This is a genomic window from Granulicella pectinivorans, from assembly GCF_900114625.1.
Classification (GTDB): domain Bacteria; phylum Acidobacteriota; class Terriglobia; order Terriglobales; family Acidobacteriaceae; genus Edaphobacter; species Edaphobacter pectinivorans.
Window position 1 is genome coordinate 3,621,845 of sequence record NZ_FOZL01000001.1, and the last position, 25,113, is coordinate 3,646,957.

General features: G+C 61.3%; 25 protein-coding genes and 1 riboswitch. Of the genes, 14 read left to right on the forward strand and 11 right to left on the reverse strand.

Annotated elements, in window-relative coordinates; translation table 11 throughout:
* Positions 1-16: 16 nt before the first annotated feature.
* Together BM400_RS14345 and BM400_RS14350 are read right to left on the reverse strand one after the other, a co-directional pair.
* Positions 17-298, reverse strand: coding sequence for a hypothetical protein (locus BM400_RS14345; RefSeq protein WP_141223940.1), 282 nt, complete (start codon positions 296-298; stop codon positions 17-19).
* A gap of 33 nt (positions 299-331) precedes the next feature.
* A complete protein-coding gene (locus tag BM400_RS14350) occupies positions 332-631 on the reverse strand; it encodes an SDR family NAD(P)-dependent oxidoreductase (protein ID WP_089839941.1) in 300 nt (99 codons plus the stop codon).
* Between the two features lie 248 nt (positions 632-879).
* Between BM400_RS14350 and BM400_RS14355 the strand changes: the two genes are divergently transcribed.
* The 4 genes from BM400_RS14355 to BM400_RS14370 all read left to right on the forward strand — a co-directional run bounded on the left by BM400_RS14355 (position 880) and on the right by BM400_RS14370 (position 4,319).
* Positions 880-2,205, forward strand: a complete 1,326-nt coding sequence (locus BM400_RS14355) for a tetratricopeptide repeat protein (RefSeq protein ID WP_089839943.1) — start codon at positions 880-882, stop codon at positions 2,203-2,205.
* Positions 2,206-2,349: 144 nt separating this feature from the next.
* Positions 2,350-2,838 (forward strand): hypothetical protein, encoded by a 489-nt coding sequence (locus BM400_RS14360; protein WP_141223941.1) that lies wholly within the window; start codon positions 2,350-2,352, stop codon positions 2,836-2,838.
* Positions 2,839-2,928: 90 nt separating this feature from the next.
* The gene (locus BM400_RS14365; protein WP_089839947.1) at positions 2,929-3,471 is read left to right on the forward strand and encodes a hypothetical protein; all 543 of its coding nucleotides are present in this window, start codon (positions 2,929-2,931) and stop codon (positions 3,469-3,471) included.
* A gap of 161 nt (positions 3,472-3,632) precedes the next feature.
* The gene (locus tag BM400_RS14370; RefSeq protein WP_245781878.1) at positions 3,633-4,319 is read left to right on the forward strand and encodes a M48 family metalloprotease; all 687 of its coding nucleotides are present in this window, start codon (positions 3,633-3,635) and stop codon (positions 4,317-4,319) included.
* 4 nt (positions 4,320-4,323) lie between these two features.
* Here the strand turns inward: BM400_RS14370 and BM400_RS14375 are convergent, their stop codons facing one another.
* The 3 genes from BM400_RS14375 to BM400_RS14385 all read right to left on the reverse strand — a co-directional run bounded on the left by BM400_RS14375 (position 4,324) and on the right by BM400_RS14385 (position 9,646).
* The gene (locus tag BM400_RS14375; RefSeq protein ID WP_089839950.1) at positions 4,324-5,397 is read right to left on the reverse strand and encodes a ribonucleotide-diphosphate reductase subunit beta; all 1,074 of its coding nucleotides are present in this window, start codon (positions 5,395-5,397) and stop codon (positions 4,324-4,326) included.
* Between the two features lie 33 nt (positions 5,398-5,430).
* Positions 5,431-8,271 carry a ribonucleoside-diphosphate reductase subunit alpha gene (locus BM400_RS14380; protein WP_089839953.1) on the reverse strand — a complete coding sequence of 947 codons (2,841 nt, stop codon included), beginning with the start codon at positions 8,269-8,271 and terminating at the stop codon, positions 5,431-5,433.
* A gap of 98 nt (positions 8,272-8,369) precedes the next feature.
* Positions 8,370-8,558, reverse strand: a riboswitch (cobalamin riboswitch).
* Between the two features lie 227 nt (positions 8,559-8,785).
* The gene (locus BM400_RS14385) at positions 8,786-9,646 is read right to left on the reverse strand and encodes a prolipoprotein diacylglyceryl transferase (protein ID WP_089839955.1); all 861 of its coding nucleotides are present in this window, start codon (positions 9,644-9,646) and stop codon (positions 8,786-8,788) included.
* A 120-nt stretch (positions 9,647-9,766) separates the two neighbouring features.
* Between BM400_RS14385 and hpt the strand changes: the two genes are divergently transcribed.
* The gene (gene hpt, locus BM400_RS14390; RefSeq protein ID WP_089839957.1) at positions 9,767-10,345 is read left to right on the forward strand and encodes a hypoxanthine phosphoribosyltransferase; all 579 of its coding nucleotides are present in this window, start codon (positions 9,767-9,769) and stop codon (positions 10,343-10,345) included.
* Between the two features lie 282 nt (positions 10,346-10,627).
* Here hpt and BM400_RS14395 read toward each other — a convergent pair whose 3' ends face one another.
* Positions 10,628-11,452: an Ntn hydrolase family protein gene (locus tag BM400_RS14395; RefSeq protein ID WP_089839960.1), complete on the reverse strand. Its 825-nt coding sequence runs from the start codon at positions 11,450-11,452 to the stop codon at positions 10,628-10,630.
* A gap of 354 nt (positions 11,453-11,806) precedes the next feature.
* On the opposite strand from BM400_RS14395, the gene BM400_RS14400 reads away from it, so the two are divergent.
* Genes BM400_RS14400 through BM400_RS14410 form a run of 3 tightly spaced genes read left to right on the forward strand, consistent with a single transcriptional unit; the run spans position 11,807 to position 13,824 of the window.
* Entirely contained in the window at positions 11,807-12,445 is a 639-nt protein-coding gene (locus BM400_RS14400; RefSeq protein WP_089839962.1) for an RNA polymerase sigma factor, read from the forward strand.
* Positions 12,442-13,212 (forward strand): hypothetical protein, encoded by a 771-nt coding sequence (locus BM400_RS14405; protein ID WP_089839965.1) that lies wholly within the window; start codon positions 12,442-12,444, stop codon positions 13,210-13,212. The genes BM400_RS14400 and BM400_RS14405 overlap by 4 nt, the downstream gene beginning before the upstream one ends.
* A gap of 33 nt (positions 13,213-13,245) precedes the next feature.
* A complete protein-coding gene (locus BM400_RS14410) occupies positions 13,246-13,824 on the forward strand; it encodes an OmpH/Skp family outer membrane protein (protein WP_089839967.1) in 579 nt (192 codons plus the stop codon).
* Between the two features lie 13 nt (positions 13,825-13,837).
* Here the strand turns inward: BM400_RS14410 and BM400_RS14415 are convergent, their stop codons facing one another.
* Positions 13,838-14,839, reverse strand: coding sequence for an LLM class flavin-dependent oxidoreductase (locus BM400_RS14415; protein ID WP_089839970.1), 1,002 nt, complete (start codon positions 14,837-14,839; stop codon positions 13,838-13,840).
* A 119-nt stretch (positions 14,840-14,958) separates the two neighbouring features.
* Between BM400_RS14415 and BM400_RS14420 the strand changes: the two genes are divergently transcribed.
* Together BM400_RS14420 and deoC are read left to right on the forward strand one after the other, a co-directional pair.
* Positions 14,959-15,786, forward strand: coding sequence for a DUF4130 domain-containing protein (locus tag BM400_RS14420; protein WP_089839971.1), 828 nt, complete (start codon positions 14,959-14,961; stop codon positions 15,784-15,786).
* 38 nt (positions 15,787-15,824) lie between these two features.
* Positions 15,825-16,592: a deoxyribose-phosphate aldolase gene (gene deoC, locus BM400_RS14425; protein ID WP_089839973.1), complete on the forward strand. Its 768-nt coding sequence runs from the start codon at positions 15,825-15,827 to the stop codon at positions 16,590-16,592.
* Between the two features lie 229 nt (positions 16,593-16,821).
* On the opposite strand, the gene BM400_RS14430 is transcribed toward deoC, so the two are convergent.
* Positions 16,822-17,490: an O-methyltransferase gene (locus BM400_RS14430; protein WP_089839975.1), complete on the reverse strand. Its 669-nt coding sequence runs from the start codon at positions 17,488-17,490 to the stop codon at positions 16,822-16,824.
* Between the two features lie 55 nt (positions 17,491-17,545).
* Between BM400_RS14430 and BM400_RS14435 the strand changes: the two genes are divergently transcribed.
* Positions 17,546-19,390, forward strand: a complete 1,845-nt coding sequence (locus BM400_RS14435; protein WP_089839978.1) for a SpoIIE family protein phosphatase — start codon at positions 17,546-17,548, stop codon at positions 19,388-19,390.
* A gap of 48 nt (positions 19,391-19,438) precedes the next feature.
* Here BM400_RS14435 and BM400_RS14440 read toward each other — a convergent pair whose 3' ends face one another.
* Complete coding sequence (locus tag BM400_RS14440) at positions 19,439-19,795, reverse strand: hypothetical protein (RefSeq protein WP_089839982.1); 357 nt, start codon at positions 19,793-19,795, stop codon at positions 19,439-19,441.
* A 74-nt stretch (positions 19,796-19,869) separates the two neighbouring features.
* On the reverse strand, positions 19,870-20,499 hold the full coding sequence (locus BM400_RS14445; RefSeq protein WP_089839985.1) for a LysE family translocator: 630 nt from the start codon (positions 20,497-20,499) through the stop codon (positions 19,870-19,872).
* A gap of 86 nt (positions 20,500-20,585) precedes the next feature.
* Here BM400_RS14445 and BM400_RS14450 point away from each other — a divergent pair, with 86 nt between their 5' ends.
* From BM400_RS14450 to BM400_RS14460, 3 genes are read left to right on the forward strand one after another with little or no spacing between them, the layout of a single operon-like run.
* Complete coding sequence (locus tag BM400_RS14450; protein ID WP_089839988.1) at positions 20,586-21,473, forward strand: aldo/keto reductase; 888 nt, start codon at positions 20,586-20,588, stop codon at positions 21,471-21,473.
* A 36-nt stretch (positions 21,474-21,509) separates the two neighbouring features.
* On the forward strand, positions 21,510-22,802 hold the full coding sequence (gene aroA, locus BM400_RS14455) for a 3-phosphoshikimate 1-carboxyvinyltransferase (RefSeq protein WP_089839991.1): 1,293 nt from the start codon (positions 21,510-21,512) through the stop codon (positions 22,800-22,802).
* A gap of 14 nt (positions 22,803-22,816) precedes the next feature.
* Positions 22,817-23,938, forward strand: coding sequence for a glycosyltransferase (locus BM400_RS14460; RefSeq protein WP_089839994.1), 1,122 nt, complete (start codon positions 22,817-22,819; stop codon positions 23,936-23,938).
* Here the strand turns inward: BM400_RS14460 and BM400_RS14465 are convergent.
* Positions 23,935-25,110: a glycosyltransferase family 9 protein gene (locus BM400_RS14465; protein WP_141223942.1), complete on the reverse strand. Its 1,176-nt coding sequence runs from the start codon at positions 25,108-25,110 to the stop codon at positions 23,935-23,937. The genes BM400_RS14460 and BM400_RS14465 overlap by 4 nt on opposite strands.
* Positions 25,111-25,113 lie beyond the last annotated feature (3 nt).

The following is a 25,113-nucleotide window of genomic DNA, read 5'->3' on the forward strand; positions in this document are numbered from 1 at the left end:
TCATGGGAGCCCCTGCTCAATGCCCGGCCATCGCCGCATTGAACTGCTCGAAGAACTCATAAAACTTCTCCGGGTTCGAGTTGCCTGCAAAGCGCAGCGGATACACCCGCTTCACAAGAATCTCCTTCGCACCCGGTTCCTGCGTCAGGATCGTCATTACCTCATCCACGTACTCGGCCAGAGGCATAGCCGGCGGATCGGTCGCCTGCTCTTTACCCATCAACTCCGTCTGCACATAGGGTGGCACAAGCTCCTGTACCTGCACGGACGTGTCCTTCAACTGGTATCGCAGCGACACCGACCACGCATGGATCGCCGCCTTGGTCGCACTCTAGGTCGGCGTCATCGCCAGCGGTGTAAACGCAAGCCCCGAAGTCACGGTTATGATGGTAGCCTTCGCCTGCTTCATCAGGTGCGGCAGCAGCGCTCCGGTCAGCACCATGGGAGCCAGAGGGTTCGTCGACACCGTGTCATGGATGGTTGCCACATCGCTTCCCTCAGTCAGCCTCTCCGCCCTTCCAATCCCTGCCATATGCACCACGGCGTTCAACCCCGGGTACCTCTGCACAAGACCCTCCGCAAACGCCAATAGTCCCGCCGTATCCGGCATGTCCAACAGCTCGGAGATCATCCCGGATCCGCCTCGACGGCCTCCTCTAGGAGGTCTTTCCGGCGCCCAGAATAATGACCGTATTCCCCAACCGGTAAACAGCGTTCTGCGGCGTCTGGGAGTGGGCCGAGAGCAAGCACGAAGAGCTTGCCCGCCAACGTGCGGCCTACAAGCTCAAAAACGGCCTCGAGAGCTGATCCCAATTACTATCGAGATAGCCTTTTTGTTCCGCACAGAATCCCTCCCGAAGCCGTCCAAAGGTTGTGTCCATGCCTAAGAAAATCCTCTTCGCCGCTACCCTGTTCGCCGCATCCGCCCTGCCCTCGCTTGCCCAGCTCCCTGCCGGCACCACGGATGCAGCCCAGACCATCGCTCCCGACGCCAACTCAGCCGTGCGCACGCAGGCCAACGAGGCCCTCGAAAAGGGCGATTACCGGGGTGCCATCAAGCTTCTGCTTATCCTCACCGACCGCGGACCCAACGATCGCCAGGATCCGCAACTCCTTTACAACCTTGCCTACGCACAGGACGCCATCGACCAGGTCTCGAACGCCGAGGCAAACTACCGCCGCGCCATCCAAGCCGACCCCAATATGCTCGAGGCCCGCGTGAGCCTCGGCCTCCTCCTCGCCCGCGCCGGCCGCCCCGAAGACGCCCATACCGAACTCCTCGCGGCCGCGAACCTCCCCAACGGCGACGCCCCCGTCAAGGCCCGCGCCCTCCGCGCCCTTGCCCGCCTCGACCTCGCATCAAACCCGGAGGCCGCGCGCGAAGAACTTCTCGCTGCCCTCAAGCTCACTCCGGAAACCTCGGATGACACCCTCATGGCCGCCGAGCTCGCCGAGCGTGCCAAGGACCCCGCCGCAGCCGAAAAAGAGTATCGTCGCGTCCTCGTCAACACCCCCAACGATCCCGACGCCACCTCAGCCTTGGCTGGCATCGTGGCAAAAAACAACCCCACCGAGGCTGCATCCCTGCTGAACGCCGCCCTCACCGCCAACCCCGGCAACCCCGCCCTTTCCGCACAGCTCGCCGTCCTTTATGCCAATCAGGACAAGTACGACCAAGCCATCCCCCTCATCGAGCCCCTCCACGCAGCGCACCCTGACGACCTCAACATCGACCTCCTCCTCGCGCATCTTTACTCGCAGTCGGGCGCCTTTGCCCAGGCCGATCCGCTCTATATCTCCGTCCTCGACGCCCGCCCCTCCGCGCGCCTTCGCGACGACCGTGCCGCGAACCTCATCAAGCTGCGCCGCTACGCCGAGGCCGAAACCCTCCTGAAGCAGGCCGTCGCGAAGCCCGATGCATTTCCCACCAAGGAAGACTACGGCCAGGCCACAGCCCATCTCGCCTTCGCCGCCTCCAACAACAACGACCCCCAGGAGGTCTTGCGCGCCCTATCGCTGCGTGCCACAGTCCTGCCCCAGTCTCCGTCCAGCCTCTTCCTCGCCGCGACTGCACACGACAAGCTGCATGAGGTAAAGCTCGCAGTCGATCTTTACAACCAGTTCCTCGCAGCGGCCAAAGGCAAGTTTCCCGACGAAGAATTTGAGGCACGTCACCGTTTAGTGACTTTGGCGCACATGCGATGAAAAATAAGGAAGAAAAGAATGACAACTCTGCCTATTTCGCAGTACGCTAGGCAGCAATCGGTTCAAAGCACAGCACCACGGCTCAGGCTCAACCGCCTCCGCCGAAGGAACCTTCCCCTCGCGCTCCCGTACTCGAGGTGCTCCATGCGATTCCATCTCCGTTTCGCAAGCCGTATGGCGGTTCCCACCGTCATCCTTCCAGTCCTCTCCATGATGCTTGCACTGCCCTCCGCCAGGGCTGCCACAGGCGACGATATCCTCCTCGATCAGCAGGCCATCGCCCAGCTTGAGGCCCGTGCCGCCCAAGCCAACCCCCGGGAACAATGCTTCCTCTACACGGAGCTGGTGCACCACATGACCGAGGTCGCCGCCCATCAGATGAACGAGGGCGATACCCAGCACGCGAGTGCGACTCTCAAGCGGGTCGAACACTATGCGCGACTCATTCACATGGGTCTGGCCAAAGACACCAAGCGTCTCAAAAACGCCGAGATGCTGATGCACAAGACGACCTACCGTCTCACCGGATTCCTGCACTCCGCCTCCGATGAAGACAAGGCCACGCTCCAGGCCACCCTCAAGCAGCTCGATACCGTGCAGGAAGAGCTCCTCGACCAGGTCTTCAGCCACTAGCTCGCCCATCGACTAGCCGTACAGACCAATGCGCGGGGCTCCACGTCTCGATGGCGGAATATGGAGCTCCACTACAATTGAACCAGTCCCATGCTGAAGCCCCTCCTCCTCGCCGCCTGCCTTCTTGCCACGCCGGCCCTTGTCCACGCTCAACGCGACCACGAGTCCTCTCTCTCTGAAGGCGAGATCGAAGCTCTCCGCGACTCAGCCTACGTCGCCAACGACCGTGTCCTTGTCTTCGTCAAGTTCCTCGACGCCCGCAGCTCCGGCATCCAGTCCCTGGCCACCAAGCCTCGCCGCCCTGGCCGCGAGGAAGACCTCCACGACCTCTACGAGCAGTTCACGTCCATCGCGGACGAACTCGACGACAACCTCGACGACCTCGGTCCTCGCCATCGCGACATCCGCAAAGCCCTCCCCAAGCTCCTCGCCGCCACCGATCGTTGGGCCACCGCGCTCAAAACCCCCGCTGAGAATGAAGCCTACAGCGTAAGCCGCAAGCTCGCCCTAGAAGCCGTCCGTGACCTTCGCGAGTCCGCCACGCAGCTTATCGAAGAGCAGAAGGCCTGGTTCATCGCTCATCCTCCCTCCAAAGACGAGCCCGCCAACGCCAACGAGACCAAGCCCCACTGATGCTCGACTTCCTCCGCAGTCTTCTCTTTGGGCCACCTCCGGAACCCCATCGCACACCAGCGTCCCTTCCGCGCCAGCGTCTGGCTAGGCCCACCTCGCCGGCCCAGTCCAAGGACCCCGCTGAAACTCCACAAGCACCCCGTGTTAAGCTGACAAAAGCCGTGCCTGAAGCCTTAATTCGCATCTTCGAAGAGCAATACCGCGAGCTCCGCCCCCGAGCCCCCATCCCTCCGCTCGACGTACGCTTCCGCCGCTTCACCTCCCTGAACACCACCATCCGCCTGCGCGAAGGACGTCTGCACGTTCGTCTGTCGGACCTCCTCGAACACGCCCCCGAGACCGTTCACCACGCCATCGCGCACATCCTCCTCGCTAAGCTCTATAAGAAGCCCATCGCCGCCTCACACGCCGACCGCTACCGCCGCCATGTCTCCTCCGAAGCCATGACCAAGCAGGCCGAGCACATTCGCCAGACCCGCGGGCGCAAGCGCATCACCCAACCCGAAGGCCACTACTACGACTTGAACGAGGTCTTCGAGAGCCTCAACACCCGCTTCTTCCACGGTCTCCTCGGCCGCCCGACCCTTACCTGGTCCGCCCACCACGCACGCCGCATGCTGGGCCACTACGACGCCGCCCACAACACCATCGTCGTCAGCCGCGTCTTCGACCGTCCCGATACCCCCCGCTGCGCGATCGAGTACCTGCTTTATCACGAGATGCTTCACCTCAAGCACCCCGTACGCGTCAAGGCCGGCCGTCGTTGCGTCCACTCCAAAGCCTTCCAGGCCGAGGAGCGCCTCTTCCCCGAACTGGAAGAGGCGAAGGCCTATCTGAAGCTCCTCTAAGCCGTCAGTCCCATCCCAGCGATCCGCCGTTTTGGTACTCGATCACCCGCGTCTCGAAGAAGTTCTTCTCCTTCTTCAAGTCCATTGCCTCCGACATCCACGGAAAAGGATTCTCCGTCGGCGCAAACACCGCCGTCAGCCCAATCTGGCCGCACCGGCGATTCGCGATAAAGTGCATGTACTCCTCGCACAGCCCTGCGCTCAATCCCAAAAAGCCGTTCGGCATCGTGTCGCGGCCGTAAGCCGCCTCTAGCTCCGCCGCCGAGCGGATCATCCCGCTTACCTCTGCCTGGAAGGCTGCGGTCCACAGGTGCGGATTCTCATTCTTGATCTGGTTGATCACGTCGATCCCGAAGTTCAGGTGGATGGACTCATCGCGCAGAATGTATTGGTACTGCTCCGCGATTCCAACCATCTTGTTCCTTCGTCCCAGAGAAAGAATCTGCGCAAAGCCCGTATAGAACCACATCCCTTCGAACACCACGTAGAACGCGATCAGATCGCGCAGAAATGCCTGGTCCGAAGTAGTGGTGCCCGTCTCGAACAACGGATCGCTCAGGTGCTGCGTGTATTGGATCGCCCAGGCCGCCTTCCCCGTAATCGATGGAACCTCCCGGTACATGTTGAACAGCTCACCCTCGTCCAGCCCCAGCGACTCGACGATGTACTGAAACGTATGCGTATGCACCGCCTCCTCGAAAGCCTGCCGCAAAAGGTATTGCCTGCACTCCGGGTTGGTCAGGTGACGGTAGATCGCAAGCACGATGTTATTCGCCACCAGCGACTCCGAAGCCGCGAAAAACCCAAGATTCCGCTTGATCGCTCTCCGCTCGTCCTCGGTCAGTCCGTTCGGGCTCTTCCATAACGCAATGTCGGCCTGCATGGAGATCTCGGTCGGCATCCAGTGGTTGTTGCACCCTGCAAGATACTTCTCCCACGCCCATCGGTACTTCAGCGGAAGAAGCTGGTTCACATCGGCGCGGCAGTTGATCATGGCTTTGTCGTCGACGCGAACACGGCCCCCAATCGGTGCGGCGGTTGTCTCAACAGAATCGGCGGTATCGGTCCAGCTCAGCATGTCATCTCCTCAAGGGTTGGTCGTTCGTTCGCTTCACTGGCAGGCTTCGCATGTCGGATCGTCAATCGCACAAACCTTTGCGCCCGATGCATCCATCGACACAGCGTTCAGTTTTCCGTCCGTCCGTGTCATCGTCGACTTCTCCACATGCGTCGCGCTCCGCGACCGCAGGTAGTAGGTCGTCTTCAGCCCCGCATGCCATGCCTCGCGATAGAGCGCATCCAGCTTCTTCCCGCTCGGCTGCGCCAGATAGAGATTCAGCGACTGTGCCTGGTCGATCCACTTCTGCCGCTGTGCCGCCGCCTGAATCAACCATGTCGGCTCAATCTCGAACGAGGTCGCGTACAGCCGCTTCAACGCATCGGGTACGCGATCGATCGCGCCCAGCGCTCCGTCGAAGTACTTCAGATCCGAGACCATCACCTCGTCCCAGAGCCCCGCCTGCTTCAGGTCGTGAACCAGGGACGAGTTCACCACCGTAAAGTCCCCCGACATATTCGATTTCACAAACAGGTTCTGGTACGTGGGCTCGATCGACTGCGTTACGCCGCAAATATTCGAGATCGTAGCCGTCGGCGCAATCGCCAGCGTATTCGAGTTCCGCATGCCGGTCGTCTTCACCTGCTCGCGCAGACCCGTCCAGTCCAGCGTCGTGCTGCGTGTCATGTGCAGCTCATGCTTTCGCGCATTCTGCAGGAGCTCAATCGAATCCACCGGCAGCACGCCCTGGCTCCACAACGAACCCTCGAAGCTCGGATACCGCCCCCGCTCCGCCGCGAGCGACACGGAAGCCGAGATCGCATGAAAGCTCACCAGCTCCATGCTGGTGTCGGCAAACCGCACCGCATCGACCGAAGCAAACGGGATACGCAATGTGTAAAGCGCATCCTGATATCCCATGATCCCCAACCCCACCGGCCGATGCCGCAGGTTCGACTGGCGAGCCTCCGGTACCGTATAGAAGTTGATATCGATGACGTTATCCAGCATCCGCATCGCCGTCGTCACCGTCTTCTTCAGCCGCGCTTCATCGATTCCCGCCGGGGTCACGTGGTTCGCCAAGTTCACCGACCCCAGGTTGCACACAGCGATTTCCTTGCCGCTCGTATTCAGCGTGATCTCCGTGCAAAGATTCGATGAGTGGACGACGCCCACATGCTGCTGAGGCGACCGAAGGTTGCACGGGTCCTTGAACGTGATCCACGGATGGCCCGTCTCGAAGATCATCGTCAACATCCGCCGCCAAAGCTCTACCGCGCGCAGCGTCTTCGTCACACGCATCTCACCGCGCTGCGCCTTCGCCTCGTAGTGCTCATAGCGCTCCGCAAACGCAGTCCCATACAGGTCGTGCAGATCCGGCGTCTCGTCCGGCGAGAACAACGTCCACGTCCCATCGGCCTCAACCCGCTCCAAAAACAAGTCCGGCACCCAGTTTGCCGTGTTCATGTCATGCGTGCGACGGCGGTCGTCCCCCGTATTCTTGCGCAGGTCCAGGAACTCCTCGATGTCGATGTGCCACGTCTCCAGATACCCGCACACCGCTCCCTTCCGCTTGCCTCCCTGGTTCACCGCGATTGCCGTATCGTTCGCCACCTTCAGAAACGGAACCAACCCCTGCGACTCACCATTCGTCCCGCGGATATGCGCCCCTAGGCCACGCACCGCGCTCCAGTCGTTGCCCAGGCCACCCGCATACTTCGAGAGCAACGCATTGTCCTTGATCGACTTGAAGATCCCATCCAGATCGTCCGGGATCGTCGTCAAAAAGCACGATGAAAGCTGCGGCCGTAGCGTACCCGCGTTGAACAGCGTAGGCGTCGAGCACATGAAGTCGAAGGACGACAGCAGCTCATAGAACTCGATCGCCCTGGCATCCCGGTCGATCTCTCGCACAGCCAGCCCCATCGCAACCCGCATGAAGAACGCCTGCGGTAGCTCGAACCGAATCCGGTCCCGATGCAGAAAATACCGGTCATACAGCGTCTGCAGCCCCAGAAACTGAAAGTTCCGGTCGCGCTCAGGCTTCAACGCAGCCGCCAGCCGCACCAAGTCGAACGCCCCCAGTTCCTTATCCAAGATCTCCAGCTTGATCGCCAGTTTGATGTACTCCGGGAAGTACTCGTCGTAGCGCAGATCGATCTGCCGCTGGGACCCGCTTACCACCTCTGGCAGCACAAACCCCAGGGCTTCATCACGCAATCCGTTCAGCAGCAGTCGCGCACTTACGTACGCGTAGTTGGGCTCCTGCTCCACCAGCGCACGCGCCGCCATCGTCTGCGCGAGCCCCAACTCATGCAGCAGAATGCCGTCATAAAGGTTCCGATGTACCTCCGCCATCACGGCATCGACCGATACACCATCGAGCCCGTCGCACGCCGTCGCCACCACCTGCCGCAGCGCTGCCTCATCCAGTGGCTCTGTCCGCCCATCCTGCAGCTTCACGTTCAGCCGAGGCTGCGCCGGGGCCGCACCCACCTCCTCGCGCTTGCGACGTTCCTGCATGCGCTCCGCGCGGTACAGCACGTACGCCCGCGCGATCTTGTGCTCGCCCGAGCGCATCAGCGCCAATTCGACCTGGTCCTGAATATCTTCAATGTGGATCGCCCGTGCCACGCCCGCCCGACGCGTCAGCGTCTCGACAATCTGCCGAGTCAGCCCATCGACAGCCTCGTGGATGCGCCGCGACTCACTTGCGGCATTCCCTTCAACCGCCAGAAAGGCCTTCGTAATCGCAATCGAGATCCGGCTTGGATCGAAACCGGAGAGACTCCCGCTGCGGCCAATCACCTGAAAATCAGGCGTGGCGGACGTCGAGGAGTGTATGGAGGCAGGGGGAGGAAGGGTCCCAAAATCGTGTGTTGCGGATGCGGCCATGGATAAATCTCCTTGGCCTCTGAAGCGTGCGAGAAAACAGCGGGTCGTCCTCCGCGAAGGACAAAAGTACGCTGCCACCTCGCCTCCCCTCGGAGGCGCTAGCGAATGTTTCGATGGCAGGTCTTCGGACTTTGCAGGATCGGACCTAATCGCCGGACTTCCCAGAGCAAAACTCCAGTGTCATCTTGGGCTTTCGTACCTGCTTACCGCTGCGGGGCAGTTCCGGACTTTCACCGGATTCCCTTTTCACACTCCGCGAAGGAGTGACCATGGAATAAACCCACTATAGCTTGCGACCCCACCTGGAGAGCAACTACCAATTGTGGATATCTCGGCACAGCCGACAACACCCGCACCAAAGGGCTACAATCCCCCCAAAGGAATCCATGCGGTCATTTGGGGTTGTTGGTATAGCTTCTGCGGGTTGGGTGGGCTTGTTTGCTGCGGCACAAACTAACACCCTTACCAGGGAGAAGTCCGACCACGGTTGGCGTCTTCTTTTTATCCGCAAACCCTATCCCGCCACGGCCTCGTCGGGGATCGCCGGCAGCACCTCTTGATGCTTCACCTTTGCCACGATCATCACCAGGACCCCGGCCAGAACGCTCACCAGAGCGGCCAACTGCGCGTTGCTCATGCCCCAATACAGCTTGGGGTTCACCCGGACGAACTCGACCAGGAACCGACCGATGCCGCTCAGCACCAGGTAAAGCCCGGTCAGCCATCCCAGAGGCAGCATCTTCTTGCCCAGCCTCCACAAGAACCAGCCAATCAGCAGCGCAAACAGAAACTCGTACACCGGAGTAGGCTGCACCAGCGCGTCCGGCGGCGTCGGAGGCACCAGCGCGTCCTTCGCCATGTGCACACCCCACGGCAGCGTCGTATTGATCCCGTAGTCTCCATCGCCCGAGGTGAGACATCCGATGCGGCCTACGCCGTAGCCGATGGCTGCCGCTGGAGCGGCGAGGTCCAACATCCTTACGGCGGCGGCCCAACTGGTCCGACCTTCCGGACGAGCCTGCCGGCCTTCCCACATCAGCCAGCCGATGCCGAAGACCAGTCCGCCAAACCACGCGAACCCGCCCTGGAGGTACTTCAGGAAGCCCAGCAGCACCTCCATCGGGTGGGACCAGCCGGGCAGCGCAATCTGCTTCATCTCCGCCACCAGCGCATGGACATCCTGCAGCTCGTGCCACGTCTTCGCGCCCAGCACGCCCATGATCGTCACCAGCGTCACGATGCTCAGCGCATCGGCGTCCACGCCATTGCGGATAAAGTTCTTGTGCAGCACGATCCCCGCCACCACGGCCGCCAGCCACAACAGCAGCCCAAACGTCCCCAGATGTAGCGGTCCCAGATTGATAAACGGATACATAACCCTCGCAAAAGGGGCCGAAAGCCCCAGCACCCAAGTATACCGAAGCGCGCCAGACGCCGGGACCCAAGACTTAAGCACTGTTCTCCCACAGCCCAATCCGCGATACGCTAGTACCTTATGGCAACGACGACCCCCTCCTTCCCGTCCCCCTCCGTCATGGAAGTCCTCTTCTCCACCGAGCAGATCGCCGCTCGCGTCAAGGCCATCGGCGACCAGATCACCGCGGACTACGCCGGCCTCACGAAGAACGGCCAACCCATCGTCCTTATCGGAGTGCTCAAGGGCGCGGCCATCTTCCTTGCCGACCTTGCCCGCTCCATCCAGGTCGACAACACCTTCGACTTCGTCGCCGTCTCCAGCTACGGCCGCGCCCGTGTCTCCTCCGGAGCCGTCAAGCTCATCAAGGACATCGACAACCCCATCGAGGGCAAGCACGTCATCCTGGTCGAAGACATCCTCGACACCGGCCTCACCCTCAGCTACCTCCGCGGCCTCATGCTCCAGCACAAGCCCGCCTCGCTGAAGATCGCCACCTGCCTCGACAAGCCCGAGCGCCGCCTCGTCCCCATCGAGGCCGACTACATCGGCTTCCAGATCCCCAACCAGTTCGTCATCGGCTACGGCATGGACTACGCCGAGGTCTACCGCAACGTCCCCGACATCCGCCTCTACCCCGAAGAAGCCGTAGGCCACTAAGGCCCACGCAAACGTCGAAAAAGATCCCCCAAGTCTCATCCGAGACTGGGGGATTTTTTGTCGTTGATTTCTGGTTTCGCTAAAGCTAGAAGAAGGTGTTTTGACATTGCGACCATTTCCAACAGCCACCCTCCGGACGCGAGTGGGACAGGTAATCTTTCAGTCGCAACTCTTCCAAAATTCTTCGTCGAACAAACAATGGATATGATGTCCGAACGCAGTTGATGCAGCTCTTGCCATCACTTTCCAAGCAATCGTTTTTCCAAAAACTTTTTCTTACCATCAAGCTTTTGCGGGACCATCAACGGTACCCGGCTCGATAAGGTTCGGAGCGGGGTCTTCAAGAGCCGGTTCTCCAATAGCCCTCTCGATGAACTTGGCGATTTTCGCGTTGCCATTTTCCCTCACTTTCTGTGCTTGCTTCCTTACGCGATTGTAGGTAGTTCGAAGCTCTGCCATTGCGGGTTCACCGACGTGGGTGAAATGACCCAACTCTGGTCCGATGACGATCATGTCTGTCTTTTCGCCGACGCCTGGCGCAACTTCAGCGCGCTTTTTCGCCGTATACACGAGCATCAGCGTTTCCGCCATCTCTTTATGTTTGACATGTTCACCAAACATAAGCTGCGAGTTGGCATGCCACGCTCCAGCGCCTATCGATGCAAACCCCGTCCAGTCTTGACAGACAACGCCTTCGTTACTGACTTCATAGATATGGGCCCCTGATGCATCGATTCCCATTACTATGGCTTGTATCGGCGCAATTCGGAAATCCAGTAGCTCTTTCGCGAGTTGATTTGCCAATTCGGAATCGATTCCCGCTAAGACCAACTTATCGAAGTCTAAGTTTAGCGGGTGGAGAATCATCTTGGCCGCGCGCTGACGTGTTATTGCGGCGAGGTCTTCATAGAACCAATCTGCAACAAGCTTAACGCTCAGCCATTCGTCGGGATATTCGTTTAGCTGTCTATTCTTATGCTCAATTACTGAATGAAGAATGTCAGCCTGTACAGTTAGATCGCCAGCAACCATGATGATTACGGACTTGGTGAGGACAAAGATCTTCGTCTGTTCCTGTTCGAACTCGATGTCTCCTGCAGTCACCATTCTGTCCGATGCTCCGATTAAAATGGAGCTTCCCCGAAATGAGGCCATTGCTCCGACACAAACCGTCACCGAGTGCCCTCCAAAAAAAATGTACGCAAATCCGCCAATAAACTCAGCTGACGTCAAGAGCACTCTACGCTAACCCAGACGCCTCCGCCAACAACGCACAGTTCTGCAAGCGCCTCCATGGTCCCGAATAATTGCATGTATCACAACCTCTCTGAGCGCTACCTACCGATGCATCGTCTTTAGCCCATCCCTCACCCGCTGCGGAGTTCCCCCTCACTCCAAACAATTTCCCTCTCACCTTGGGGAAATCCGCGCGTCCCACGTGCATACTCGGGCAGAACACCGATGACCTCCCGATTCAGCCAACTCGTCTTCGCCCCCGTGCCGAGCCACCTCGACGCACTCCCATCGCCCGACTCCCCATCCCTCCTCTCCAAACTCAGACAAACCCTCAGCACCGACGAAGAACTCGCCCTCCGCCTCCAGCAAGGACAAGCCGACGCCCTGACTGTCCTCTTCCGCCGCCACAGTCCCCTCCTCTTCGGCATCGCCCGCCGCATCCTCCGCAACGAGTCCGAGGCGGAAGACTCCGTCCAACAAATCTTCCTCGACGTCTTCCGATCCATCCATCAATTCGACCCCGCACGAGGCAGCTTCAAGTCCTGGCTGGTCATGTTTGCCTACCAGAGAACCTTCAACGCCCGCCGCGCCATGGCCTCGAACCGCTACTTCCAAACCGACTCCTTCGACGAAGCCCAGTTGTTTCGGCAACCACCGGGAGCAGCGGAGACGAGCATCCTCGTCAACCAACTCCTCAGCACCCTGGAACCACGTCAACGGCGCACCATCGAGCTGATCTACGGAGAAGGTCTCACCGCCGAGGAAGCCGCGTTGCGCACCGGCGAAACGGTTCGCGTAGTCCGTCACAACCTGTATCGGGGCCTCGAGAAGATCCGTAAGAACGCAAAAGGAGGCAGACGATGACCACGACAACCGCCTGCAATCAGGAGTTCCACATGCTCGCCGTTCTATCCGGCACGGAGCAGCTAACCAGCGCCGAGCAAGCAATCCTCAACGCACATGTCCAATCCTGCACGCGCTGCCAGCAGACCCTCTCAGAAATCGCCGGCCTCGCGCCGCATCTCAACCTTGCCACGTCCGCGCGCCCGCAGCTTCCACGCGGACATGAAGCTCGCTTTATCGCCCGCGCCACCCGGGAGGGTCTTCCACTCCGGGCACCTGCGCGAGCACTACCCACCTATGCCCTCCAGCTCGCGTCGATCGCCGCGTTACTGGTGTGTGCTGTCAGTTGGAGTTGGACCACGAGGTCGCCGATTGAACCCACACCGCAGCTTAGAAAAGCGCCGTTACACGGGCTAACGGTGGCAGTCGCGACTGAACCAACACTCCCGCATGCCATTGCTCATCCCGTCCGGAACGCCAAGCCCGCCGCTCTTCACCATCCAGTCTTGCTCAGTTCCTCATTCCGTTTTGCGTGGCCGCAGTTGGCGACGACCGGCGCCGGAAGTCAACCTGTCTTCAGTCGGGATCTTCGTCACGAAGACGTCCTGGTCACCAAGCCCACCTTCGTCAGCCAGAAGATCGGCTTCCAACCTCTCGTCCAACCCTCTTCGTTTCCCTTCAAAGTGGATATGGCCAGCCTGATCCCACAGGAACCACCTACGCTTCATCTTGGCGAAGTCGCCATCAGCGATCTCACCTTCATCCCCAATATCTCCTCCCACCCCTAATCCTGGCCCAGCCAGAGAAACGAGAACGCGACGATGCGCGCACGGACCCTTTTGTCTTTTTTTGCTCTATCTTGCCTCGCCACCGGAGCCCAGCAGCCCACCGCCACGCCGGCCATCGCGACCATCAGCTTCAACACAGCCGTCCTGCAAACTGGAGAGGCACAACGCGATCTTGGTGCTCTGGAGAAGAAGTTCGCCCCTCGCCAGACAGCGCTGAAGGCTCTCAACGATGAAATCGAATCCCTCCGGAAACAGCTATCGGCCAATCCCGACAAGCTGACCGATACGGAAAAACAGCTTCGCGCAGCCACGCTGGATCGAAAAGAGAAGCAGCTTCAGCGTGAAGAAGAGGACTTCCGCAACGACTCTCAGACCGAGGCCCAGCAGGTTTTTCAACGCGTTGCCCAGAAGGTCTACGGAGTGTTACAAGAATACGCCCGTCAGCACCACTACACCGCCGTGATCGAACGAGGATTAGAGACCGCTCCGGCAGTCTGGTACACCGCCGCGAACGTCGACATCACCGGCGACGTCATCAAGAGCTACGATACCCAATCCAGCACGCTGCCGTCTGCTCCCACCAGCGCAAAGACCCCTTCCGCACCGAAGTAGTCCCGACCAATCTTCAAGCGAACACATCGGACAGCAGCTTGTAGCTCTCCAACCGCTTGGCATGGTCCCAGACGATCGTATTCACCACGACTTCCCCAATCTCCAGCTCCCGGGCCATTCCCTCCAGCCCTTCCCGCACCCGTTCCGGCGTGCCCACAAAGTAGCGCGGCCACTCCCCTTCCTCCGGCGTAGGCCCACCCCAGGCCCGTAGCTCCCGGAGCGCATCCTCCGGAGCCGCCACCGGCGACCGGTCGCCCTGCCGGATCCGCACCTGCAAGAGACGCACCGAGGACGCCAGATACTCCGCCTCCTCCTGCGTGCCGGCGCAGATCACCCCCACCGCCACCGTCGCCTCCGGCTTCTCCCGGAACTTCGATGGCCGAAACGCCGCCTGGTAGCGCGAGATGGCCTCCCGCGTCCCCTGCGCCGAAAAGAAGTGCGCAAAGGCATAGGGCAGCCCGAACTCCACCGCCGCCGACGAACTCCACTGGCTCGACCCGAGCATCCACACATCCGGGCCGCCCGGAGCATCCGGAGCCACCTTGATCCTGGAAAACGGATGCGATGCCGGAAAGTCCTTGCCCAGGAACGCCAGCAGCTCGGTCACCTGGTCCGGAAAGTCATCCACCGGCTGCACATTGCGGTTGCGCCGCAGCGCCGCCGCCTCAATCGGTCCGCCCCCGGGAGCGCGGCCTATCCCCAGGTCCACGCGGTCCGGATAGAGCGCATGCAGCGTCCGAAAGACCTCCGCCACCTTGAGCGAGGTGTAGTGGGGCAGCATGATGCCTCCTGAGCCGATGCGAATCCGTCTGGTCTCCGCCCCGATGCGGGCGAGCACGATTTCGGGCGCGGTACAGGCCAGCGTGTCCATGGCATGGTGCTCGGACATCCAGAACCGCGTGTACCCCAGGGTATCGACATGCTTGGCGAGGTCGATGGACCGCTGCAGCGCCTCGGCGGGCGTGCTTCCCATGGCGACCGGGGACTGATCGAGAACTGACAGACGAAGACTCATGTCTGATTAGATGATGGTCGAACCAAAATGGACCCAGACGGGCGGCGAACCGCCCACTGGAAATTGCGCTCCACGGGGATGACCAAAGCGGGAGGAGCGCATCCAATGCAGAGAACTTCATGCGGCAAATCCTTCTGCAACCCGAGTTCGAGGCATGGCGCGCGGCGGCGCGGGAGGCGTTACGGCTGGGGTATGCACCGGTCGAGCTCGACCTGCTGGACGCCACGGCTCCCGCAACCCTATCGCTGGAGGAGGATGCGCCGCCTACCGGAGTTGTGCGTCCACGTCCGCGGATTTCGAGGCATTTTCTCTCGACGGCGATGCTGGCTGGCGCACATCGCGATCCGGGACGGTGGAACCTTCTCTACAGGGTGTTGTACCGGTTGCAGGGCGATCACACGCTGCTGACGCGGGATCGCGATGAGGATATCGGCCGGATACAACATCTGGCGGCACAGGTCCGACGAGACCTGCGTCGGATGCGGGCAGAGGTTCGCTTTCACAAGGTGATGGCACCGGGATCGCCGGAGCCGCACCCCACGGTGCTCGATGAACCGCTAGTTCAGACCAATCCTAACGAGCCGGACCCGCATCATCTGCTGCTGGTGACGTCGACGCCGTTCGGACCGACGAAGACCGAGATTGAGCCGTGCGATACGCCTCCGGAGACCGAGTGCGATCACTATATCGCGTGGCATCGCCCGGAGCATCGCATCCTGCCGCTGGCGGCGCCGTGGTACGCGCGTCGCTACGCCATTCTGCCGTGGACGATACTCACCCCGGAGGCGAGTGCGACGTGGAACCCGGCGACGAAGCAGTTGACGTACACGCCGGGAGTTCCGCGCGCGTCGACGCCGTCGGAGACGGAACTCGATGAGTTGGAGCCGATCTGGCGCACGCACTACGCGGCGCATGCATCCACGCCAGACACTCTTCAAGAAGCATAAGATAGAGGGCTGTAGTCACGAAGGAGCACTCCGCACCAATGAATACTCTCACCGATCTCAAGACGTACGACGCCGCCACCTTTGCCGCCACCGCCCTGTCCTCCGCTGCGCATCTTGCGGCTACGCTGGACCACACTTTGTTGAAGCCGGAGGCTACGCGCAACCAGGTTTTGCAGCTTTGCGCGGAGGCAGCGGAACACCGTTTTGCCTGCGCCATGGTGAACCCGTTCTGGGTTTCGACGGCTGTTGCGGCGCTGGCCGGAACGGGTGTTTCGGTGGGTGTTGTGATTGGGTTTCCGCTGGGTGCTTCGCTCTCCGCTTCGAAGCGGGACGAGACCGTACGGGTCTTGAAGCAGGGTGCGCACGACGTCGATGTGGTTTTAAATGTTGGACTTCTGAAGTCGGGGACAGCCGAGGATTTCGAGCATGTGCAGCAGGATATTCGGGGAGTCGTGGAGCTGGCGCATGGGTCTGGCGCGATCGTGAAGGTGATTCTGGAGACGTGTTTGTTGAGTTTTGAGGAGAAACACAGGGCTTCCGAGCTCTGCCTCGCGGCCGGTGCGGACTTTTTGAAGACCTCGACGGGGTTCTCGACGGGTGGCGCTACGGTGGACGATATTGCCCTTCTGCGAACACATGCGGGCACGCGGGCGGGGGTAAAGGCTTCGGGTGGGATCCGTTCGCTGGCGGACGCCAAGGCCATGCTGGAGGCCGGTGCGAACCGGATTGGGGCAAGCGCGAGCGTGCGGATTCTGTCGGAATTGGCCGGGATTGTTCCTACCAGTTCCGCTCCATCTGGCTATTGAGGTTGGACCAATCGGCCTCAAGACAGGCTTACTTCCACGATTGCCGGTAATTGTGGTCTTCTAAAGGGCTTACCGGCAGCGCACCGCGGTTTCCCAATGTTTCACCAGGACTTTTTTGGCGCAAAAACGTGGTGAGCTGCGTGGATTTTCATGGTGAAGTGCATGGATAGTGTGGCCACGTTTCCGTGGTGAGATTTTTGCCGGAACGTGGCGACCTATCCCGCCTCCTCTAACCCTTGACCATGCCGATGGCGAAGCCGTCGTAGCCCTTGACGCCGACCGTCTGGAGGGCGGTGGACTCGATGCGGTCGTCGGAGCCCATGAGTTCGAGGAGACGGCGGGAGCCGACGACGCGCTCGTCGGTGCTGTCGGGGTTGGCTACTTCCCCGTCGCGGACGACGTTGTCTCCGACGATGACGGTACCGGGACGCGAGAAGCGCATGGCCCACTCGAAGTAGTGCGGGTTGTTGGGTTTGTCGGCATCGAGAAAGATGAGGTCGAAGGCCTCTTCGCCTTCGCCAGCCAGTTCGACGAGGGATTCCAGCGCTGGGCCAATGCGGATTTCAACGCGGTCGGCAAAGCCTGCGTGCGCCACGTTGGCGGCGGCTACGCTGGCGTGGAGTTCGGAGAACTCCAGGGTGACGAGGCGTCCCTCCGGGGGTAGGGCGCGGGCGAGCCAGATTGTCGAGTATCCGCCGAGGGTACCGATCTCGAGGATGCGCCTAGCGTTGCGGATCTTCGCTAGAAGATAGAGAAGCTTGCCCTGGTTCGGAGCGACGTCGATGGCGGGAAGGTTCTCGGCGGCGTTCCTGCGGAGGGTTTCCTGCTGGACCTCATCCGGGCCGATCATGGTGTCCGTTACAAAAACATCGACTGCTGTCCATATCTCCTGATTCATCCGAGCATGATAACAACGCGTGCCAAGTCATCACACAGTAATATGGTCTAGCGCGATGCCCGAAGAGACCAAACTCGAGATGGAAGAGACGGCGGCACGTCCACGGGCGCTGTTCCATCCTCACTCGGAGACCCCGAACATTCGGGTGGAGCCGCTGGCGGTGGACTTTCTACACACGCTGGCCGATGCGTTGAATGCAACGCTGGACCTGAATACGCTGATGCATCGTGTAGCGGACCTGGTGCGATCGATCATCGACTACCGGATCTTCGCGATTCTGCTGATCAACGACCGCACGCACGAACTCTGGATGAGATTCCAGGTGGGGCATGCGCCGGAGGTGGAGCGGCGGCGCGTGAAGGTGGGTCACGGGATCGTTGGGCAGGCCGCGCTGCGGCGGAAGTCGATCCGGGTCGAGGACGTGACGACGGGACCGGAGGCGCAGCACTATATCGATGCGAATCCCGCGGTGCAGTCGGAGCTGGCGGTACCGCTGATCGTGAAGAACAAGGTGATCGGCGTGCTCGATATCGAGTCCGAGATCGCCGGTTTTTTCACGTCGGAGCATCAACGGCTGCTGGAGCTGGTGGCTTCGCGCATGGCCGTTGCGGTTGAGAATGCACGTCTGTATACGCGGGTTTCACGACAGGCGCAGACGCTGACGGTGATCAACGAGATCTCGCGGGAGATTACGTCGATTCTCGATCCGGACGATCTGCTGGAGCGGATCGGTCTTTCGATGAAGCGTGTGATCGACTTCCAGATGTTCACGATCCTGCTTTGGAATGAGACGACGGAGCACTTCGAGCATCGTTTCTCCACGCGGTATGGCGAGCGGGTGAATCGGGGGCGGGCGATCGCACCGGGGCAAGGGATTATTGGGACGGCCGCGGCGCAGAGAACGCCGGTGCTTTCTTCAGATGTGCGGAAGGACTCGCGCTATGTGCTGGAGAACCCGGAGACACGGTCGGAGTTGGCGGCGCCGCTGATTTATAAAGGCAACGTGATCGGCGTGATCGATCTGGAACACACACGGGTGAACTACTACAACGAAGACCACCTGAAGACGCTGACGACACTGGCGGCGCAGGTGGCGATCTCGATTGCGAATGCACGGCTGTATCAGCGGATCCATGAAGAGGAGCAGAGGCTGGAGCGCGATTTGGCCATGGCGCGAGAGGTGCAGCTCCGGCTTCTACCGTCGGCTCCACCGAAGGTTGGCAAAGCTGAGATTGCGGCACGGTTTATGGCGGCCCGGTCGATTGGCGGGGATGTGTATGACTTCCTCGACTATGGGCAGGGGCGGGTGGCGCTGTGCGTTGGCGACGTCTCGGGCAAGGCGGCACCGGCGGCTTTGTATGCGGCTCTGGTGTCGGGGATTCTGCGGTCGCTGGCTCCGCTGGAGTTGAGCCCGGCGGAGATGCTGGCGGCGTTGAACGATCAGTTACAGGAGCGCAAGCTGGCAGCGCAGTACGTCACGATGCTGATGGCGGTGTGGGACGATGCGACCCAGACACTGACGCTGGCGAATGCGGGGTCGGTGCAGCCGCTGTATGTGACGCGGGATACGCAGTCGCTGACGAATGCGCTGGCGGTTTCCACGCTGCAACTGGAGGGGTTTCCGCTGGGGCTGTTCCCTGATGTGAGCTACGACGAGACGGTGCTGCAGTGCAAGCCGGGGGACATGGTGGTGTTCTTCTCGGACGGGATTGTGGACGCGTTGAATCCGCAGAAGGAGATGTTCGGGGACGACCGGCTGAGCACGCTCCTGAAGCATCATCCGACGGCACACCAGTCCGCGGAGGATGCGGTGGATGCGATTCTGGATGCGGTGACTCTGTTCCAGGCGGGTACGGACCACTTCGACGATGAGACGGTTGTGGTGCTGCGGGTTAAATAGAAAGTGCCCCATCGTTTCGACGGGGCACGGGATTCTGCGGGTGATGCGTTAGAGCATCGTTACCTTGTCAATATGGATGGACTTGCCTTCGGTGTTGGCGAGACCGGTTGCGGTGATGTGGTGGCCATAGTGTCCTTTGACGGCTTCGGGATCTTCGATGGCCCAGACGGATCCGGTCTTGTCGTCGACGAAGACTGGCTTCGCGCCTCCCTCAATACACTTCTTCACGCAGGCCACATCCGGGCCTTCCTTGCCGTGCATGGCACCGCACTTGGCGTCGGTGACATACCCGTTGATGGAGACCGTGGGGGGCGCGGCGATTGCCGAAACGGCTGCCCAACTGCACGCGGCCAACACAAGGACCGCAGAGATTTTGGAAAAGTTCGTGTTCAGGGTAAATGTCATAGTCGAACCTCTAGAGACGGTACTCAGTCACACCCCATTACTAGCGGTTTGAACATACGACTGGCAAGCACTATTTAGGCGCGGCGGGCACTCCAGACCAATTTGGCACCAAAACCGAGCATGACGGTGCCGGCGGCGCGGTCGATCCGGGACTTCATTCGGAGGTAGCCGGCCTGGGCTTTGGGGGTTCCGATGAGGGATCCGAGGGTTCCATAGAGGGCCATATTGTCGAAGATGGTGATGCAGACCGCCAGGGCGCGCACCCAGCCGGGCATGTTGGGACGAAGCACGGCGGTAAAGATGCTGACGTAGAAGACCATCACCTTGGGGTTGGCGATGTTGGTGCTGAAGCCGCGCCAGATGGCCTGGGGCACGGTGAGTTCCGTGCCGCCGCCGGCCGGTGGAGGCAGGGGGACGTTGGCGTACCGCCAGGATTTGAAGCCGATCCACATGAGGTAGAGACCACCGGCAAGCTGCATGGCGCGGTAGAGACCGGCCATTTTGACCATGATGGCCTGCAATCCGAAGATGGCCGAGCAGGCCCAGACGGCAGAGGCGAGGCCGAGGCCGAAGACATGCATGAACATGATGCGCCGGGGATTGCGGACGGCGGTCTGGATGACCGAGATGAAGCCGGGTCCGGGGCTCGCCACGGCGAGCATATGAACGCCCATGAGGGCGAGCAGGGACAGAAAGATTTGCATGCGGCAGATACTAACAGGGCGGCGTCACTTTCTTTCTTCCCTGTTTAGCCCGGGTCGGCGTATTCTCTCGGCAAAGGAGACTTGCCATGCTCCCTCTGACCAGCCGTAGAGACTTTCTCCGTCACACCGCGAAGGGTGTCAGTGTTGCGATGTTGGCGCGCTCCCCGATTGCCCGCGCCGCGCTGATTGAGCCGGAACCGCTTGCTGCGAAGTTTCATGCGCACGACGACATCGTGCTGGGCAATACGGGCATTCGGACCAGCCGCCTGGCGATGGGGTCGGGGACGCATGGGTCGGGCGGCCACTCCAACCAGACGCGGCTGGGGATGTCGGCGTTCTCAAGTTTGATGGTCGAGGGGTATCACGAGAATGGGCTGCGGTTCTTCGATGCGGCCGACCAGTATGGGTCGCATCCTTATGTCGCCGCTGCACTGAAGGAGCTTCCGCGCGACAAGGTGACCGTGATGACCAAGACCAATGCGCGGACGCCGGAGGGTGTGCGGGCCGACCTGGACCGGTTCCGTCGGGAGCTGGGGATTGAGCATATCGACATTGTGCTGCTGCACTGCATGACGGAGCCGGACTGGGATACGAAGTATGGCGGGTGCATGGATGTGCTGTCGGAGGCGAAGGCCAAGGGCGTGATTCGGGCGCATGGCGTTTCGTGCCACTCGCTGTCGGCGCTGCGGGCGGCGGCGAAGAGTCCGTGGGTGGAGATCGATCTGGCTAGGCTGAATCCGATCGGGTCGAACATGGACGCGGGGCCAGAGACGATTGTGCCGATTCTGCAGCAGATGAAGGCGGACGGCAAAGGCGTGATCGGGATGAAGATTCTGGGACAGGGCGACCTGCGGGAGAAGCCCGCGGAGGCGATTCGGTATGCGCTGGGGACGGGTGTGCTGGATGCGTTTACGATTGGGGCGGAGAGCCAGAATGAGCAGAACAATCTTGTGCAGAGGATTGCGGCTGCGTGAGAGGCGATGAGTTCCATCCGCTAAGATAGAAGGTGAATGTCTACCCAGATCGTACGTCCCGCCCGCACCCTGCAAGGCTCCCTCACCCTTCCCGGCGATAAGTCTATCTCGCACCGTTACGGCATGCTCGCCGGCATTGCCGCCGGCACGACACGCCTCGTGAACTTTTCTACGGGCGCTGACCCGCATTCGACGCTTGGCTGCATGGAGGCGCTGGGCGCTATCGTGGAAAAAGGTGAGCGCGGCACCGTGACCGTGACCGGTACCGGCGGCGTGTTTACCGCACCTTCCGCGCCACTGGATTGCGGGAACTCGGGCTCGACGATGCGGATGCTGTCGGGATTGATTGCTCCGCATGCGGGGACGTATACGCTGATCGGCGATGAGTCGCTGACGCCGCGTCCGATGGAGCGGATCCGCAAGCCGCTTTCGATGATGGGCGCGGAGATGCACCTGACCGAGGGACATGCGCCGATTACGATCCACGGACGACCGCTGAAGGCGATCGACTTCGATACGCCAATTCCCTCCGCGCAGGTGAAGACGGCGGTGCTGTTCGCGGGCTTCCAGGCGGACGGGACGACTACGCTGTCGGAGGCAATTCGTACGCGCGACCACTCCGAGCATGCGTTGAAGGCCTTTGGGGCGACGCTGACGCGGACGGGGGATCGACTGGCGATTCCAGGTGGGCAGAGGCTGACGGCGATTCCGGAGCTGGTGGTGCCGGGCGATCTTTCTTCGGCGGCGTTCTTTTTGTGCGCGGCTCTGCTGTTCGAGGACTCGAACCTGGTGCTGGACTCGCTGGGGATGAATCCTACGCGTTCGGCTCTGCTGGACGTGATCGTCGCGCTGGGCGGCAAGATCAAGGTGCTGAATGTGGAAGAGCACAACGGCGAGATGATCGGCACGATCCAGGTGAATCGCGCTCCGGGTGGGTTGAAAAGCGTCGACATTACGGGTGCGCTTTCGGCACAGTTGATCGATGAACTGCCGGTGATTGCGGCGATCGCTCCCTACACGACCGGGGGGATTCGGATTCGCGATGCGAAGGAGCTGCGGATCAAGGAATCGGACCGCATTGCGCTGGTTGCGAAGAACCTGAAGGCGATGGGCGCGCAGTTCACGGAGTTCGAGGACGGGCTGGATATTCCCGGGAACCAGACCCTGCATGGCGCGACGATCGACTCGGGGCTGGATCACCGGATCGCGATGGCGTTCTCGATCGCGGCTTTGCGGGCGACGAGCGACACGGAGATCGACGGAGCCGAGGCGGCGGCGGTGAGCTTTCCGGAGTTCTTCGCGCAGCTTGAGACGCTTTGTCCACGGTAGACCAGGAGAGTGCGATGAGCGAGCCGGAGGCAGCCCTTAGGGAGGCACGGCCTCTCTTTATCGCCGAGATCGAGCAGCTTGGCGGTGCGGAACGCAGCTTCCTGGCACTCTCGGGATGGCTGCAGCGGCGCGGGCTTCCGCACTATTTTCTGACGTATCGCGATGGCTGCCAGATCGCCCAGTACGCTACCCACCCGGTGGAGGTGGTGGCGTTGGAGCCCGTGGGTGGAGTGCGGGCCAAGGTGGCTGCGCTGAAGCAGCACTTTGCGGCGCGTGGTGAATCGCCGCTGAAGCCCCTGCTGAGCGGATACCAGCCGGCTCTGCATGCGACGCTGGCCGGGTTGCGGGGGACGCACTGCATCATGCATGACAGCGTTTCGCTGTTTGGGGATGAGAGCGTGCGTACGCTCAAGGGAAGGATCCGGATGGCGGTGTCGAACGCCATTATCGGGTGGGGGCTGCGGAGTGGGGGGAAGACGATCGTCACGAGCGAGTTTCTGCGGGCGGAGTGCCTGAAGGACTTCGGCGTGCACGCCGAGATTGCGCGGATGGGCGGGTTTGGCAGGAGTGGAGCGCCGGTCGTGCGGCCTGTGGAGGGCGAGTTGCGGATGCTCTCGGTGTGCCGGATTGAAGGGAATAAACGGATCGACTGGATTCTGCGGTCGCTCGCCGCGCTGGAGATGGGGGCGATGCGGTTGTCCTCGCGGGTGAACTGGCAGCTCGACCTTGCGGGTAAGGGGCCTCTGCTGGGAGAGCTTACGCAGATGGCCGCGGAGCTTGGCATCGCGGACCGCGTTCACTTTCACGGATTCGTCCCGGATGCGGAGCTGGCGGTGATGTATGACCGTGCACATCTGTTCCTGATGCCGGCGATCCAGGGGTATGGGATACCGGCTGTCGAGGCTCTGCAACGAGGAATTCCGGTGTTGCTGCATCGGGAGTCGGGGGTGAGCGATCTTCTGCTAGATACTCCGTGGGCTACGGTGCTGTTTGGAGACGAAAGCTCGATGCTGCCTGCGATGACGGAGGCGATCGGCAAGGTGATGCGCGGGGCGCATCATAGTGTGACTTTGCCTGCGCTGCCGACGGAGGATGAGTGGGCGGAACGGGTGGCTGAGCTTTGCGGGTGGGTTTAGCGGTGGTCCACTGTTGAGAGGCCACGTGCGATACGGGATGCGCGGGCTTCAGAGGATGCGGGGTAGGCCTGGATGAGTCTGTCGAGTGCTGTGGTTACCCAGTCCGCTTGAATCTCATCGAGTTGATAGCCCGGAGGGCCGGGAGGATCATGGGGTTTGTCTTCGCCGCGCATCACCTTGATGTGGTCGAAGCCGAGCGGCATCCACTCTTCGGGAGCCTGCCACGACGGGCCGAGGACGACCATGGGAACACCTACGGCGCGTCCGACGTGCATGGTGCCGGTGTCGATGGAGACGACCCAATCGCTCATCGCTAGCAATGCGGCTAGCTCTGTAACCGTTGTTTTGCCGGCTACCGAGGTGCCGGCACCGCCTGCGGCTTCGCGGAGTGTTTCGATGCGGGCGGTATCGCCGGGGGTGCCGACGAAGACCAGGGCGAATCCGAGGGTTTCAGTGATGTAGCGGATGACCTGGACGTTGCGCTCGTCCTTCCATCCGGTGCTTTGGCCGCCGCTTCCCTGGGTAACCATGACGACCAGGGGCTTACCGGTGGGGTTCGCAGCGGCAAGCAAGGCCTGGGCGGCTGACTGGTCGGCTGCGGAGAAGAAGACGCGCGGCTCGAGATGCGATGTTTCTGCTCCCATGAGCTTTGCGAGCTTAAGGGCAAGGCCGATCTGGCTGAGGGAGCGGTCGCGCTGGAGCGGCTTTTGAAAGAGCTCCGGGGCGAGGGTATAGCCGCCACGCCAGACCGGGGCGGTCAGCATCGCCATCACGGCCATCACAGTGCGGGAGTCCCAGAAGCCGGTGAGGATGCAGTCCGGGCGAATCTGTTTCGCGGCCAACTGGGCACGCACCTCGCGGGCAGCGGCGCGCGGGTCTTTCAGGCCATCGGACGAGGTGGAGATAACGTGATCGACGAAGGGATGATGGCGCAGGAAGTCCGCACCAAGGCCTCGTGTGGCGACGGTGATCGAGACGTCGGGACGGCGCAGCTTCATGGCCTCGTAGAACGGCGTCTGGTGGACGCAGCATCCGAGGGGCAGGCGGTACTCCAGGACGAGGACATTGCGGGCGGCGGCGGGATCCGGCTTCATGCGAGTGCCACGCAAAACACGTTCCACTGCCGCCACCGCAGACAGTCCCACCGACTTCACCGCTCCAGCAACACCCAAGCA

Bases quoted from the DNA above. Each gene is read 5' to 3' on its own strand.
- BM400_RS14350 (WP_089839941.1), bottom strand. From the start codon at position 631: ATGATCTCCGAGCTGTTGGACATGCCGGATACGGCGGGACTATTGGCG.
- BM400_RS14355 (WP_089839943.1), top strand. From the start codon at position 880: ATGCCTAAGAAAATCCTCTTCGCCGCTACCCTGTTCGCCGCATCCGCC.
- BM400_RS14360 (WP_141223941.1), top strand. From the start codon at position 2,350: ATGCGATTCCATCTCCGTTTCGCAAGCCGTATGGCGGTTCCCACCGTC.
- BM400_RS14365 (WP_089839947.1), top strand. From the start codon at position 2,929: ATGCTGAAGCCCCTCCTCCTCGCCGCCTGCCTTCTTGCCACGCCGGCC.
- BM400_RS14375 (WP_089839950.1), bottom strand. From the start codon at position 5,397: ATGCTGAGCTGGACCGATACCGCCGATTCTGTTGAGACAACCGCCGCA.
- BM400_RS14380 (WP_089839953.1), bottom strand. From the start codon at position 8,271: ATGGCCGCATCCGCAACACACGATTTTGGGACCCTTCCTCCCCCTGCC.
- BM400_RS14385 (WP_089839955.1), bottom strand. From the start codon at position 9,646: ATGTATCCGTTTATCAATCTGGGACCGCTACATCTGGGGACGTTTGGG.
- hpt (WP_089839957.1), top strand. From the start codon at position 9,767: ATGGCAACGACGACCCCCTCCTTCCCGTCCCCCTCCGTCATGGAAGTC.
- BM400_RS14395 (WP_089839960.1), bottom strand. From the start codon at position 11,452: ATGGTGACTGCAGGAGACATCGAGTTCGAACAGGAACAGACGAAGATC.
- BM400_RS14400 (WP_089839962.1), top strand. From the start codon at position 11,807: ATGACCTCCCGATTCAGCCAACTCGTCTTCGCCCCCGTGCCGAGCCAC.
- BM400_RS14405 (WP_089839965.1), top strand. From the start codon at position 12,442: ATGACCACGACAACCGCCTGCAATCAGGAGTTCCACATGCTCGCCGTT.
- BM400_RS14410 (WP_089839967.1), top strand. From the start codon at position 13,246: ATGCGCGCACGGACCCTTTTGTCTTTTTTTGCTCTATCTTGCCTCGCC.
- BM400_RS14415 (WP_089839970.1), bottom strand. From the start codon at position 14,839: ATGAGTCTTCGTCTGTCAGTTCTCGATCAGTCCCCGGTCGCCATGGGA.
- BM400_RS14420 (WP_089839971.1), top strand. From the start codon at position 14,959: ATGCGGCAAATCCTTCTGCAACCCGAGTTCGAGGCATGGCGCGCGGCG.
- deoC (WP_089839973.1), top strand. From the start codon at position 15,825: ATGAATACTCTCACCGATCTCAAGACGTACGACGCCGCCACCTTTGCC.
- BM400_RS14430 (WP_089839975.1), bottom strand. From the start codon at position 17,490: ATGAATCAGGAGATATGGACAGCAGTCGATGTTTTTGTAACGGACACC.
- BM400_RS14435 (WP_089839978.1), top strand. From the start codon at position 17,546: ATGCCCGAAGAGACCAAACTCGAGATGGAAGAGACGGCGGCACGTCCA.
- BM400_RS14440 (WP_089839982.1), bottom strand. From the start codon at position 19,795: ATGACATTTACCCTGAACACGAACTTTTCCAAAATCTCTGCGGTCCTT.
- BM400_RS14445 (WP_089839985.1), bottom strand. From the start codon at position 20,499: ATGCAAATCTTTCTGTCCCTGCTCGCCCTCATGGGCGTTCATATGCTC.
- BM400_RS14450 (WP_089839988.1), top strand. From the start codon at position 20,586: ATGCTCCCTCTGACCAGCCGTAGAGACTTTCTCCGTCACACCGCGAAG.
- aroA (WP_089839991.1), top strand. From the start codon at position 21,510: ATGTCTACCCAGATCGTACGTCCCGCCCGCACCCTGCAAGGCTCCCTC.
- BM400_RS14460 (WP_089839994.1), top strand. From the start codon at position 22,817: ATGAGCGAGCCGGAGGCAGCCCTTAGGGAGGCACGGCCTCTCTTTATC.